Raw genomic sequence first — 12,559 nt, 5'->3', positions numbered from 1 at the left:
CACGCGAGGAATGGAAATGCCGCCGCATCGCACGGCGTCGACCAACGGGCCGGCCGGGGCCGCCATGGTGCTCGGGGTCATCGGCTTGAGCACGTCGATCTTCTTCGTCGGCGGCCTGGTCGGCGGCGTCGGCCTGGTCGTGGGCGTCGTCGCCCTGACGAGGGCCAAGCGGACCGGTACCGGCCGGGGCAGGGCCCTCACCGGCGTGGTGGCGTCGGCCATCGCGATCGTGGTGTCCGTCCTGGTCGCCGTCTTCTTCGCCTGGTACGCGAACGAGACGCAGGAGTGCTACCAGCCCGACAGCCTCCGGCAGTACACGCAGTGCGTCCACCAGCAGCTCACCGGGAACTGACCGGCGAGGGGCGACGGGCGACGGGCGACGGGCGACGGGCGAATCCTCCCGGCAGGACGGGACGACCCGCCGTCCCGGCGGGTGCTCCGATGCGACGCCCTGGTGGGGACCGGACGCGGAATGTAGTGTCCACGACATGACGACCGCCGGGCGCCGTGCCGCCCTCGCCGCGACCCTCATCGGCGCACTCGCCGCCGCCGTCCTCCCCGCCGCCACCGCCACCGCGCAGCCGGCCCGGCCCTCCTGCCGGACCGTCGACACCGCGCCGCTGGACCGGGAGCAGGCGCGCACCGCGGACCAGCGGACCACCGCCCTGGTCGAACGCGGGGGCTTCGGCGACTTCGTCCGCCGCTTCCCCGCCGCGCTCTGCACCGCGCGCAACGCCGCCCAGGCCGAACGGCTGGTCGACGCCTGGGGCGAAGCCCTCTGGCGGGCCGGCGTCGACCGCGCCCAGGGCCACCGCCCCGGCGGTGACCTGCCGACCGCCGACGACCGGCCGCTGTACTGGACCAGGGTCGCCATGACCGTCCGACTCGACCGCTGGCAACCGGACTTCCCCGTCGACGCGGCCGCCCTGCGGCAGCGCTTCGAGGACGCCTCGCGCGGACTCTCCGACAGCGGGTTCGCCGGCCGTCCGGGCGTGCGCCGGATCTTCGTGAGCGGGTTCGACCCGTTCGGCCTGGACGCCGAGCTGCGCCGCGCCAATCCCTCGGGCTCGGCGGCCCTGCAGCTGGACGGACGCCGGATCACCCTGGCCGACGGGACCCCCGCCGAGATCCAGGCGGTACTGTTCCCGGTCCGCTACGGCGACTTCGACCGCGGCATCGTCGAGCGCGCCTTCGCTCCGCGGCTCGCCCCCGGCCGCCGCTCCGCGGACCTCATCACCACCATCAGCCAGGGCTACCCCGGGCTGTTCACCCTGGAGGCCTGGGCCGGCCGGTCCCGCTCCGCCGACCCCTACCCCGACAACGCCGGCGCGCTCTCCGGCGGCACCCGCGAGCACCCCGTCACCGCTCCCGGCCTGGGCCCCGGCGCGGAGTTCATCGCCACCAGCCTGCCCACCGGGCCGATGACCGCCGTCCAGCAGCCGTACCCGGTAGAGGTCAACACCACCGTCACCGAGATCCCCGCCGGGGCCGACGGCCCGGTCGACCGGGCGGACGGCCCGACCCCCGGCTCCCGCGCGGTCGCCGGCGGCGGCGGGGGCTACCTCTCCAACGAGGTCGCCTACCGCACCAACCGGCTGCGGCTGGAACTCGCCCCGCAGCTGCCCGGCGGCCACCTGCACACGCCCGTGCTGACGGGCCTCCCGGAGCGGACCGAGCAGCTCACCGGGCCGGTGTTCGAGCAGAACGAGGCCGCGATCACCGGCGAGATCCTCGACGTCCTGCGGCACACCGCCGGCTGACGACCCGGGGCCTCCACGGCCAGCCACCACCTCGCCGACCACCACTCGCCGGTCACCACCTCGCCGGCGCCGGGCTCCCGTACCGGTCGCGGGTGCGGCCACCGCCCGTCACTCGTGGGCGGTGGCCGGCCGGGGCGACGGGCTCACTGGCCCACCCGGCCGTCGACGCACTCGCGCAGGAGGTCGGCGTGTCCGCAGTGGCGGGCGTACTCGTCGATCCGGTGCACCATCAGCTCCCGCACCGGGATCCCGCCCTCCTTCAGCCGCAGGCCCAGGTCCGGGTACGCGGCCAGCGCCGCGTCGGTCTCGGCCTGCTCGCGCTCCAGGTCCGCGTACGCGGCGTCGACCACGGCCTGGTCGGCGACGGCTTCGTCGAAGTCCGCGTCACGCCTGCCGTAGAGCTTCGCGAGCGGCTCGCCGTCGGTCATCCAGTTGCGCCAGTCCCGCTCCACCTCGGCGAGGTGCCGGAGCAGGCCGAGCAGCGACATCGTCGACGGCGGGACCGACCGGCGGGCCAGCTGCTCCGGGTCCAGGCCCTCGCACTTCATCCGCAGGGTCATGCGGTAGCCCGTCAGGAAGTCGAGCAGCGTGGCGAGTTCGCCCTCGGGGCTGGCTCCGCCGTGGTCGCGCGGGTCGTCGTCGGGGTTCACCCACATGTCGGGGTAGACGGTCGCCTGGGTCCACCGTACGGGCTGGTCGTGGTTCGAGGGCTGGTCGCTCATGCGTTCCATGATCCTTCATGGGATCCGGGGCCCGCCAGCGAGTTTCCCCGCCGACGGGCCACGTGCGGCTCCCGCCGACCCGCGTCGGCCCGTCGGGCGGCCCGTCAGCTCATCAGCTCATCAGCTCGGGCGCGAAGTAGTCGCGCAGCCGGGCGATCCTCCCGTCCCGGATCCGGAAGATCTGCACCAGCGACACGGTCACGTCACCTTCACCGCCACCCCCGTCGCCGTCGCCGTCGCCGTCGAAGACGGTGTCGATCTCGGCGATGAACACGTCGGGGTCGGAGGTCGTGTGCAGGACGTAGCCGGACTTCTCCAGGTTCGGCGGACGGCCCCCCGCCGCCGCCTGCTGCTCGTAGTAGGCCGCCATCGTCCTGCGGATCTCCTCACGCCCCACCAGCCTCCTGGGGAAGGCGCCGTCGGCGGGCATGAGCGGAACCTCCAGGACGCCGTCCTCGGTGAAGTTCTCGGCGAGGGCGTCGGCGTTCCGGGTCAGGGCACCCGCATGGACGTAGCTCTGGAAGATCTGCTGGGGCGTTCGGGACACAGCGGCCTCCTGGAGTCGGGCACGGAGCACCACACAATCACAGGGCCGCGTCCGGGAGGGCCGCTTCCGGGTCGATGCCGGATCCGGTTCCGGCGCCGGCTCCCGTGGAGGCGGTCCGGACCCGGCCGGTGCAGGATGGCCCTGTCACGGCCGCGCTCGGAGCGGCCGCCGTCGCCCGGGAGAGCGCCATGCCCGTCCGCCGCTCACGGGCCGTCGCCCGCGCCGCCACCACGGCCGCGCTGACCGCCGCCGCGACCGTCATGACGGTCACCGCAGCCCTCGCGCACGTCGAGGTCGCGGCGGACGACGCCCGGGCCCTGGCCACGAACGTCACGGTCACCTTCACCGGCGAGGCCGAGTCCGACACCGCGGGTCTCGCGAAGGTCCAGGTCGTCCTCCCGGAGGGCATCGGGCCCGCCGACGTGGTACTCGCCGGCGCCCCCGCGGGCTGGACCTTCGCCACCACCGCCGACGGCTACACGGTGGGCGGCCCCGCGCTCCCGGTGGGCCAGGACGCCGTGCACAAGGTCACCATCAGGCAGTTGCCCGACACGGACGCCCTGGTCTTCAAGACCCTGGAGACCTACGGGGACGGCCGTGTCGACCGCTGGATCGAACTCCCCCGGAGCGGCGCCGAGCCCGCCCACCCGGCGCCCGTCCTGAGGCTCGCGGCGGCTTCGCCGGGGGCCACAGCGCTCGCCCCCTCCGGCAGCCCGGCGAGCACCGGCGCCGCCACGGCCACCACCACGGCCACGGCCACAACCACCACGGCCACGACGACCGCCACGGCCTCCGGGAGCAGCACCGGCGCACCGGTCGGCTCCGCCGACGGCGGCGGCGACTCCTCGTCCGCCGTCCCCGTCGCCGTGGGCGCCGTCGTCGGCGTCGGTGTGCTCGCCACCGCCGTCGTCTGGTGGCGGCGGCGCGGGCAGGGGCGGGGCTCCGCCCGCTGACCCGCCCGCCGCCCGCCGACCTGCCGACCGCCCGGCTCGCCGCCCTACCGGCTGACCCGCCGTCCGAGCACGGCCGACCACCCGCGCGGCGTGTCCGGAGGCGGGGCGGAGGCGTGTCCGGAGGCGGGGCGGAGGCGGACGGCGACCGGACCCCTCCGCACCGGCGAGGCCTCCCCGCGCGTCGACCGGCGGCCCGGCCTACCGTGGAAGGGAACCCGTACGGCGCCCACCAGGCGCAGCAGCCCGGCCCGCCCCGACCGTCGGCCGGCCGCACCGTCCGGGGGCCGTCATCCCTGGTCCGGACGGCCCGCCGGAACGGGGCCGTCCGACCGCCGGCCGCACCCACCGTCCTGCGGCGCCGCCGGGGCCGGAGTACGGCCATGGAACGGGGGTTCCCGTGCAAGAGCCCGTGATCGCCACCGTGCTCCTGATCGCCCTGACCGGCTGGTGCGCGGCCCACTGCGTCCTCGTCGTCGGGCGCCGTTGCCCGGACCGCCGGCTGGAACCGACCGAGATCGTGATGGCACTCGCCATGGTCGCGATGACGGCACCGGCGTTCGACCCCCTGCCGCGCGCCTTATGGGCGTCGCTGCTCGCCGCGTCCGCGGCCTGGCCGGCCCTCCTCCTGGCAGGACGGCTGGCCCGCCGCCCCCGCACCGCGCTCGACGACGGCTGGCTCCACTATCCCCACCACATCCTCGGCGCGGCCGCCATGGCCGCCCTGATGCTGTTCATGGCACCGGCGCACCACCACTCCGGTGGCGGTCCCGCCCACGGGGGCGCCCATGCCGCGGTACCGGAATGGACCCTGCTGGCACTGGCCGCGTACTTCCTGGGTTACGCCGTCTGCGGCGCCGGTGCGCTGCTGCGGCGCCCGGGCTCCGGCGACCGGACCGCGGCAGCGCGGCCGGCCCGTGCCCGCGGACCGGCCGCGCCGGGTTCGCCCGCCCCGGCCTCACCCGGCCTGGTGGCCTCGCGGCGCACGGTGATGTCGATCGGCATGGTCTACATGCTGCTCGGCATGAGCTGACGGCGGGTCGTCCGTTGACCCGGTCACGCGCCGTCGCGCCGCACCGCGAGGAAGCTCGCGGTCTGCCCGGCGGGCGCGCCCCCGTGGGGCTCCGCCCGCAGCACCGTCCCGGCGAGGACGATCCGCTGGTCGATCCCGGCCTCCCAGTGGCGCAGGACGGCGCCGTCGTACTCGTAGTGGAAGTCCGCGACGGGCGGCCGGCCCCGACCGGTCAGGGTGAACGAGACGCGGGGCGAGGCCGAGGCCCGTCCGACCATGTCCATGACGATCAGTGGCTCCTCCCCCGGGTCCGAGAGGATCAGCTGACCGCTGACGGCGCCGTCCTGTTCGGCCACCAGCTTCAGCTGCGCCTGGGCGAAGCGGAGCCTGTTGAAGTCGTCGACGGGATCCGGCACCTCCAGAAAGCTCCGGTAGGTGTACGTCCCGGTCAACTCCATGACGTTCATTTCGTCCCTCCTGGACAAGGTGAGGCAGTTCGATCACCTCGTTCCAGGGTCCTGCGACCGCCCGGCCCCGACCCCGCCGCACGTCCGGATGGCGCGTGCGGTTCACCCCGCAGAACGTTTGTGGACGAAAGACCGTTGGGGCGGTCGTCGCCACCGGTAGGAATCCGGGGCGCCCGACGAGGGCGTCCCGCCCGAACCTAGGAGTGACATGTCGAACGGCACGTTCGAGCGAAAAGACGCGAGCAAGCTGGCCGAGTGGGACCCGGTGATGTACTGGTACGCCCGGGCCGTGGGCCGGATGCAGGAGCGGCCCCTCAGCGAGCCGACCAGCTGGGAGTTCCAGGGGTGCATCCACGCCATCCCGCCCACCATCACGGAGACGCACGAGGCCTTCAGCCAGTGTCCGCACGGCGGCTGGTTCTTCCTGCCGTGGCACCGCGGCTACCTCTGGTACTTCGAGCGGATCATCCGGGCGGCCATCAAGGAGATCGCCGCCGAGGAGGGCATCACCCCCGACCCCTCCACGACCTGGGCCCTGCCGTACTGGAACTACGCCCTGGACGCACCCACCAGGTCCCGGCCCACGAACTTCACCTCGCGCGCACTCCCGGCGGCCTTCCGCAACCCGAAGATGCCGGACCGCCCGGGCAGCACCAGCCTCACGGTCGACAACCCGCTCTTCCTCCCGGACGACCTGGACCCGGCGACCGAGGAGGAGTTCTGGCAGACCCCGCACCGCAGCCAGGGGACGAACTCCCTGTTCGAGGTCCTCCCCTACGTCGACGTCAACCCCTTCACGGCGATGAGCGAGCCGATCTTCGCCGCCACGAAGGGCCAGTCCTCGGTCCAGCCGACCTTCGGCAGCGAGATCACCTACACCACCATGCCCCACTTCCAGCTCGCCTTCGGCGACCTGGAGAACGTCCCGCACAACCAGATCCACGGCGGTGTGGGCGGCTGGATGGGCCGGGTGAACGGCTCCGCCCGCGACCCGATCTTCTGGCTGCACCACGCCAACCTCGACCGGCTCTGGTCGGGCTGGCTGGAGAAGGGCAACCACAACCCGGACCACACGTCCTGGCTGGACCACGAGTTCATCTTCTTCGACGAGAACGGACAGGAGCGACGACCCTCCTGCCAGGCGGTCCTGGACGATGCGCGCAACTACGGGTACGAGTCGCTGACCGACGGCACGGGCACCCGCCCGTTGCACGTACCGCCGGCCACGGCCCCGCAGGCGGGCAACCGGGTCCTGGCCGCGTCCGTCGCCAACCCCCGGCAACCGCTCGACGTCCGGGCGGCGACCACGGTGTCCCTCGAACCGAGCGGCGTCCAGGGGGCCATGCGCTCGCTCGCCGCCAGCGACGAGCCGCAGACCAACCTCATCCTCACCGTGCACAACGTGCACTCCAACATGCCGCCCGGGACACCGTTCCACGTCTTCCTCAACGGCCCCGAGGGCGACCTCGACCCGGAAGGCCCCTACTTCGTCGGCTGGATCTCCTTCTTCGGGATGGCCGGCGCCGACGCGCACGACGCGAGGTACGACGTCACCGAGCAGGTCCAGCGGCTGACGGAGCAGGGCCTGCTGCCGGAGGGTCCGCTCTCCGTCTCGATCGTGCCGTCCGTGCCGCAGCCGGTGTCGGCCGGCCCGAGGCCCAGCTTCGAGAGCGTCAGTCTCACCAGCATCTGAGGCGGGCCTGACGCACGGCCACCCGGCCGGTTCGCGAGGACGGACACCGGGGGCGGACACCGGGGGCGGAGGAACCACCCGCCCCGGGCAGTGGCCGACGGCGGCCGGACGCGCGTCCGCCCCGCCCACCGGGAGACGGCGGGCGGGGTGGACGATCGGACCGGGGAAGGGAAGGACCCAGATCAGGTCAGGGCAGGGCGGGGCGGGGTCACGCGCCCGCGGAGGCCAGGTCCTTGATCTCGTCGTAGCCGAGGCCCAGCTTGTTGTAGAGGCGCACCTGCTCCTCGTTCAGCACGCCGCCCTTGGTCAGCTCCTTCACCTGGGCGTCGGTGAGCGGCGCGGCGTCGGCGGCCGGATCGGACGAGTCGCCGAGCGCGGCGCCGCCCAGGCCGCCGCCGACGAGGTCACCGAAGAGGCCCTCGATGTCGGCCGCGGTGATCTCGGCGGCGCCGGTGGGCGCCTGGACCGCCGGGGCGTCCTTGCCGAAGGCGATCCTCACCGGCAGGGTGGTGCCGGCGGGCACCTTCTCCTCCAGCTGGGCGAGGTCGAAGCTCACCGCGGACAGCGCGCCGCCGTCGAGGTAGACGTCCACCGCGACGTTGCGGTCCGGCACGTCGCTCGGGACCGACTTCGGCAGCTTGCCGACGTTCGGGACCTCCTTGGCCACCGGCTCGAAGGCCTTCAGCAGGTCGTCCGCCAGCTTGCGGGCGGGGGCGCTGAGGGTGATCAGGTCCTTGCCGTCCTTCTTGCCCTTGTCCTCGAAGGAGACGTTGTTGGTGAAGATGTTCTTCAGCGACGTGGCGAGGTTCTCCGACACCTTCGGGTCCAGCGAGGGCGCGGCGGAGGGCGAGGCGCCGGCCTTGCCGCCCGCCGACTTGCCGGAGCTCTTCAGCGACGCCGGGTCGAAGGAGACCCACTTGCCGGTCAGGCCGCCCTGGATGGCCGTGGGAAGGCCCTCCGTCATCCCCTTGACCTCGGACGGGTCCTCGCCGACCAGGGTGGCGAACTCCGCCAGGTCGGCCTGCGCGTAGGCCTTGCCGCCGACCTGGCGGAACTCCACGAGCGACTTGCCGCCCTTGCCGGTCAGCGCGTACGAGAAGGAGAGCGACTTGTCCGTCAGCAGCGGGTCGGCGGCCTTGCCGTCCGCGCCCTTGCTCGGCTGGACGTCCTTCAGCGGCTTGTCCGCGCTGTAGGAGACCGCCAGGCTCACGGCGGAGAGCGCGGCCGCGCTCTCCGCGTCGATCTTCTCGCCGGTGGCGTTGCCGAAGGCCTCGATCTGAGCGGGGGTGGCGTCGACGGAGACCTTCGCGCTGAACGACTTGCTCGCGCCGAGCTTCCCGAAGGCGTCCGAGACCTTCTCGGCGGCGGTGAGCTGCTGGACGGTACCGCACGCGGCGAGCCCGGCGGCGAGAACTGTGCTGCAGGCGGCGGCGACCAGGGTGGTGCGGACGGTCCTGCGTATCACGGCGTTGATGTGGAGCCTCCTGTGGTGCGGCATCGGGAACGTGGAAGCAACTGGTCCGCTGCCTGTGTACGACACGACACAGGCAAGCACAGGACCCCTCGCACGGGCACCTGATTTCCCGGCCGCCTCCCCGGAGCGACCACAAACTATCGCACCCCTGCGACAGTCCCCGCGCCGTCGGCCGGCGGACGGGCGGGGGACGGACGGCGGACGGGCGGGGGACGGCCGGCGGACGGACGGCGGACGGACTGGGGCTGGCCGCGGCGGTCGGCGCGCGGGGGCCGGTGGTCGGGGCGGGAGGAGGGCGCCGGTGGATCGGGTGGTCAGCGGTAGTACGGCTCGACGACGGCCCGCACCTCGTCGAGCAGTGCGGGGCCCTCCTGCGGGACGGGGAGCCGGCCACTGCCCGGCCTGATCTCCAGGAGCTGCTCGCCGGACAGGGCGAACACCACCCGCCGCAGACCCGCCTGGCGGATGACGGCCTCGCACATCCCGCACGGCTCGCAGCTGGTGTACAGGGTGGTCTGCGCCGCCGCGGCCGGGTCCAGCTCCCGTGCGGCCCACCGCGCCAGCTTGAGCTCCGGGTGTGCGGTGATGTCCCGGTCGGTGAGGGTCGTGTTGCGCTCCTCCGCCAGGACCGTCCCGTCCGGTCCCGCGAGCAGCGAGCCGAACGGCGGGTTCCCGCCGTCGCATGCCTCGGCCGCGAGTGCGACGGCGCGTCGGAGGAGGGTGTGGTCGCCGGGTGCGGTCATGACGGGTCCGTTCGGTTGCCGTGGGGGCTTCGGTCGCTGTGGGTGCGGTGGGTGCTCTGGGTGCCGTCGCCGCTTCGGGTGCTGTGACCGCTTCGGCCGCTGTGGTCGCGGTGGTCTCCCCGGTCGTGGTGGGGGCGGACGTGCGCGGCCACCGTCGCCAGGGCCTGCCAGCCCGTCTCCGGGTGACAGGTCGTCCGGGGGTCGCGGTCGTAGGGGTCGAGGACGACGGTCTCCGCGCCCAGCAGCCGCAGTTCGTCGAGGTCCGCCGTGATCTGGTCGATCGTGCCCTCGCCGGCGAGGCGGTCCGGTCCGCCGACGGGCGCCGTGGTCAGCCGGAGGGCGATCCGGGGCGCGAAGGCCGGCACCGGGGCCTGCTGCTCGTCGGCGGCCGCCTTCAGCCTGACCGCCGCTTCGCGCAGCCACGGCATGGTGGGGCGCAGCGGGTGCCAGGCGTCCCCGAACCGCACGGCGCGCCGCACCCCGGCGTCGCTGTTGCCGCCGACCCAGACCGGGATCCGTCGGCCGCCGTGGCCGGCGGTGTCGGCCCAGGCCTCCCGGACGGCCCGGAGGTGCTCGTCGGTCAGGCGGCCACGGCGTTCGAAGGGGATCCCGAGGGCGGCGAACTCCTGCCGCGCCCAGCCGACCCCCACACCGAGGACCAGCCGTCCCCCGCTCAGCTGGTCCAGGTTGGCCGCCATCCGGGCGGTGAGCAGCGGGTGCCGGTAGGGGGCGATGAGGACGGTGGTGCCGAGCCGGACCCGCGTGGTGACGCCCGCCAGCCAGGACAGGGTGGTGAAGGGCTCGTAGAAGGGTTCCGGATACCGCTCGGCGACATCGGGCGTGATGGCGATGTGGTCCGAGACCATCAGCAGGTCGAAGCCCAGTCCCTCCACGGTCTGGGCCCAGCTCCGCAGGGCTCCCGGGTCGGTGCCGGGGCCGAAGTTGACGATGTTGACTCCGATCTTCACGACTCGAAGCCTAGCCAGGCGGGACCCTCCGTCAGAAGGGATTCCTGCCTGTCCGGGGGCGGTCCGGCCGTGGATTCACCGGTAGTACGGGCGGATGGCCGGGAGTCCTGCTTTCCGGTACCGCACGGTCGTCCACGGGCTCCGGCAGGCGGGCCGGATCACGGTCGCGGAGCCCGCGCGGTGCGATGGGGTGCAGTGGGGTGGGGTGGGGTGCGGGGCGCCCGGGTGGCGGCGCGGACGGCGTGCCCGGGCCGGCGGACCCGGGCGCCGGGTGGGCGGCGGTGGCGTCAGCCCTGCGGGCCCAGGGCGAGCGCCATCTCCAGCTCGCGTGCCGCCGGGTCCAGCGCGTACGGCTTGGTGCCGCCGGTGAACTCGAAGCCCCGGCGGCGGTAGAAGGCCGCCGCGCGGGTGTTCTCCTCGTGCACGGAGAGCAGCAGGCGCTCCGCCCCGGACTCCGCGCGGGCCCAGCCGACGACGGCGTCCAGCAGGGTGTCCGTCACACCGCGCTCGCGGCCGCGGTGGTCCGGGTGCACCCAGACGCCGACCAGCGTGGCCGAGCCGGGCTCGGGCGTGAAGGAGATCATCGTGCCGACCCACTCCCCCGACTCCGCGACGGCCACCAGACCGACGCTGCCCGGCTCGTTCACCCGCCGGACCCGTGCGTGCCACTCCTCCTCGCCGTGGGAGAGGGCCGTCTCGTAGGTCTCCAGGAAGGCCATCGGGGTGTCGAGCAGCTGCGTCAGACGCACCTCCCGCAGCCGCTCCCAGTCCGCGAGCCCGATCCGTTCGATCCGGTAGGTCATGTCGTCGCCCCTCTCCGCCGGTGATCATCCGTACGCCCCGGCAGCATAGGACGCCCCCTCCGCCCGGACTCGGGCGGCCCCGGCCGTACCCACCGCGGCCGACGGTCCCCGGCAGGGCCGCCACCGGACCAGGCCTTGGGTGGGCCGTGGGCGGGCCGTGGCCGGGCCTTGGGTGGGCCGTGCAAAGGCCTTGGGCGGACCGCACGCAAGCCGTCCCCGCTCCGGGTCGGCGCAGGTCAGAGGCGGTCCGGTCGATGACGGCGGATAGGGTTCGGTACGGGCCGGCGTCCTGCCGCCGCCCGCCGCGACCGCCGAAGGAGCCCCGCCATGCCGACCGCACCCGCCGCATCCTCAGCCGCCGGACCGTCGGTGGCCCGGTTCGGCCTGGGCACGGCCGCGGTCGGACGGCCCGGCTACATCACGCTCGGCCGCGACCTCGACCTGCCCGCCGAACGCACCGTCGAGGCGCTGCGGGCACGGACCCACGCCCTCCTCGACGACGCCTACGCGGCGGGTGTCCGGTACTTCGACACCGCCCGCTCCTACGGCCGCGCGGAGGAGTTCCTCGGCGAGTGGCTGGCCGCCCGTCCCGGGGCGGCGGCCGAGGTGACGGTCGGCAGCAAGTGGGGCTACACCTACACCGCCGACTGGCGGACCTCCGGGGTGCCCGTGCACGAGGTCAAGGAGCACTCGACGGCGGTGTTCGACCGTCAGGTCGCGGAGACCCGGGCGCTGCTGGGCACGCACCCGGACGTGTACCTGGTGCACTCCGTCACCCCGGACAGCCCCGCGCTCACCGACCCCGCGCTGCACGCGCGGCTGGCGGAACTGGCCGCCGGGGGCGTCCGGGTGGGCCTGTCCACCAGTGGCCCGGCACAGGCCGCGACCGTCCGGGCGGCGGTCGAGGTCCGGGCGGACGGACGGCCGCTGTTCGCCGCCGTCCAGTCGACCTGGAACGTCCTGGAGCCGTCCGCCGGACCGGCACTCGCCGAGGCCCACGCGGCGGGCCTGCTGGTGGTGGTCAAGGAGGGCATGGCCAACGGCCGCCTCGCCGACCGCAACGCCACCGGACCCGACACCGCCGCACTGCGCGCCCTCGCCGCCGACACCGGCGCGTCCTGCGACGCACTCGCGCTGGCCGCGGCCGCCGCCCAGCCCTGGGCGGACATCGTGCTCTCCGGGGCGGCCACCGCCGGGCAGTTGGCGTCCAACCTCACCGCCGTCGGGCTCGGCCTCACCCCGGCGCAGCTCGCCGGACTGGCCCCGCTCGCCGAGCCGGCCGAGGCGTACTGGCGCACCCGCGCGGCGCTGCCCTGGGCCTGATCCACCTCGGGCGCCACGGTGACGGCACGGGCGCGGCACGCGGTGGCACGGGCGCGGCGGGAGGACGGCGGGAGAGCGGCGGGAGGCCCGGCCGCCG

At 74.4% G+C, this 12,559-nt stretch carries 13 protein-coding genes; 6 read left to right on the top strand and 7 right to left on the bottom strand.

Annotated elements, in window-relative coordinates:
- Window positions 1-16 precede the first annotated feature (16 nt).
- Both AC067J_RS19360 and AC067J_RS19355 read left to right on the top strand, forming a co-directional pair.
- The gene (locus AC067J_RS19360; RefSeq protein WP_478300714.1) at window positions 17-352 is read left to right on the top strand and encodes a DUF4190 domain-containing protein; all 336 of its coding nucleotides are present in this window, start codon (window positions 17-19) and stop codon (window positions 350-352) included.
- Between the two features lie 136 nt (window positions 353-488).
- On the top strand, window positions 489-1,760 hold the full coding sequence (locus AC067J_RS19355) for a pyroglutamyl peptidase (RefSeq protein WP_478300712.1): 1,272 nt from the start codon (window positions 489-491) through the stop codon (window positions 1,758-1,760).
- Window positions 1,761-1,903: 143 nt separating this feature from the next.
- Here the strand turns inward: AC067J_RS19355 and AC067J_RS19350 are convergent, their stop codons facing one another.
- Together AC067J_RS19350 and AC067J_RS19345 are read right to left on the bottom strand one after the other, a co-directional pair.
- Window positions 1,904-2,491, bottom strand: coding sequence for a DinB family protein (locus tag AC067J_RS19350; RefSeq protein WP_478300710.1), 588 nt, complete (start codon window positions 2,489-2,491; stop codon window positions 1,904-1,906).
- A gap of 103 nt (window positions 2,492-2,594) precedes the next feature.
- A complete protein-coding gene (locus AC067J_RS19345) occupies window positions 2,595-3,029 on the bottom strand; it encodes a nuclear transport factor 2 family protein (RefSeq protein ID WP_478300708.1) in 435 nt (144 codons plus the stop codon).
- Between the two features lie 128 nt (window positions 3,030-3,157).
- On the opposite strand from AC067J_RS19345, the gene AC067J_RS19340 reads away from it, so the two are divergent.
- Both AC067J_RS19340 and AC067J_RS19335 read left to right on the top strand, forming a co-directional pair.
- Window positions 3,158-3,982, top strand: a complete 825-nt coding sequence (locus AC067J_RS19340) for a DUF1775 domain-containing protein (RefSeq protein WP_478300706.1) — start codon at window positions 3,158-3,160, stop codon at window positions 3,980-3,982.
- A 397-nt stretch (window positions 3,983-4,379) separates the two neighbouring features.
- Window positions 4,380-5,012 carry a DUF5134 domain-containing protein gene (locus AC067J_RS19335; protein WP_478300704.1) on the top strand — a complete coding sequence of 211 codons (633 nt, stop codon included), beginning with the start codon at window positions 4,380-4,382 and terminating at the stop codon, window positions 5,010-5,012.
- A 23-nt stretch (window positions 5,013-5,035) separates the two neighbouring features.
- On the opposite strand, the gene AC067J_RS19330 is transcribed toward AC067J_RS19335, so the two are convergent.
- Window positions 5,036-5,458 (bottom strand): hypothetical protein, encoded by a 423-nt coding sequence (locus AC067J_RS19330; protein WP_478300702.1) that lies wholly within the window; start codon window positions 5,456-5,458, stop codon window positions 5,036-5,038.
- Window positions 5,459-5,666: 208 nt separating this feature from the next.
- Here AC067J_RS19330 and AC067J_RS19325 point away from each other — a divergent pair, with 208 nt between their 5' ends.
- Window positions 5,667-7,151, top strand: coding sequence for a tyrosinase family protein (locus AC067J_RS19325; protein WP_478300700.1), 1,485 nt, complete (start codon window positions 5,667-5,669; stop codon window positions 7,149-7,151).
- Window positions 7,152-7,359: 208 nt separating this feature from the next.
- Here the strand turns inward: AC067J_RS19325 and AC067J_RS19320 are convergent, their stop codons facing one another.
- The 4 genes from AC067J_RS19320 to AC067J_RS19305 form a co-directional block, all read right to left on the bottom strand.
- Window positions 7,360-8,649 (bottom strand): hypothetical protein, encoded by a 1,290-nt coding sequence (locus AC067J_RS19320; RefSeq protein WP_478300698.1) that lies wholly within the window; start codon window positions 8,647-8,649, stop codon window positions 7,360-7,362.
- Window positions 8,650-8,939: 290 nt separating this feature from the next.
- A complete protein-coding gene (locus AC067J_RS19315; protein WP_478300696.1) occupies window positions 8,940-9,368 on the bottom strand; it encodes a nucleoside deaminase in 429 nt (142 codons plus the stop codon).
- Entirely contained in the window at window positions 9,365-10,336 is a 972-nt protein-coding gene (locus AC067J_RS19310) for an LLM class flavin-dependent oxidoreductase (protein WP_478300694.1), read from the bottom strand. The genes AC067J_RS19315 and AC067J_RS19310 overlap by 4 nt, the downstream gene beginning before the upstream one ends.
- Before the next feature lie 287 nt (window positions 10,337-10,623).
- A complete protein-coding gene (locus tag AC067J_RS19305) occupies window positions 10,624-11,139 on the bottom strand; it encodes a GNAT family N-acetyltransferase (protein WP_478300692.1) in 516 nt (171 codons plus the stop codon).
- Window positions 11,140-11,466: 327 nt separating this feature from the next.
- Here AC067J_RS19305 and AC067J_RS19300 point away from each other — a divergent pair, with 327 nt between their 5' ends.
- Complete coding sequence (locus tag AC067J_RS19300; RefSeq protein ID WP_478300690.1) at window positions 11,467-12,462, top strand: aldo/keto reductase; 996 nt, start codon at window positions 11,467-11,469, stop codon at window positions 12,460-12,462.
- Window positions 12,463-12,559 lie beyond the last annotated feature (97 nt).

It is taken from the genome of Kitasatospora sp. NPDC042419, assembly GCF_056437345.1.
The sequence above is the reverse complement of the archived record's forward strand: the minus strand, read 5'-3'. Positions and strand labels throughout refer to the sequence as shown.

Bases quoted from the DNA above. Each gene is read 5' to 3' on its own strand.
- AC067J_RS19360 (WP_478300714.1), top strand. From the start codon at position 17: ATGCCGCCGCATCGCACGGCGTCGACCAACGGGCCGGCCGGGGCCGCC.
- AC067J_RS19355 (WP_478300712.1), top strand. From the start codon at position 489: ATGACGACCGCCGGGCGCCGTGCCGCCCTCGCCGCGACCCTCATCGGC.
- AC067J_RS19350 (WP_478300710.1), bottom strand. From the start codon at position 2,491: ATGGAACGCATGAGCGACCAGCCCTCGAACCACGACCAGCCCGTACGG.
- AC067J_RS19330 (WP_478300702.1), bottom strand. From the start codon at position 5,458: ATGAACGTCATGGAGTTGACCGGGACGTACACCTACCGGAGCTTTCTG.
- AC067J_RS19325 (WP_478300700.1), top strand. From the start codon at position 5,667: ATGTCGAACGGCACGTTCGAGCGAAAAGACGCGAGCAAGCTGGCCGAG.
- AC067J_RS19320 (WP_478300698.1), bottom strand. From the start codon at position 8,649: ATGCCGCACCACAGGAGGCTCCACATCAACGCCGTGATACGCAGGACC.
- AC067J_RS19315 (WP_478300696.1), bottom strand. From the start codon at position 9,368: ATGACCGCACCCGGCGACCACACCCTCCTCCGACGCGCCGTCGCACTC.
- AC067J_RS19305 (WP_478300692.1), bottom strand. From the start codon at position 11,139: ATGACCTACCGGATCGAACGGATCGGGCTCGCGGACTGGGAGCGGCTG.
- AC067J_RS19300 (WP_478300690.1), top strand. From the start codon at position 11,467: ATGCCGACCGCACCCGCCGCATCCTCAGCCGCCGGACCGTCGGTGGCC.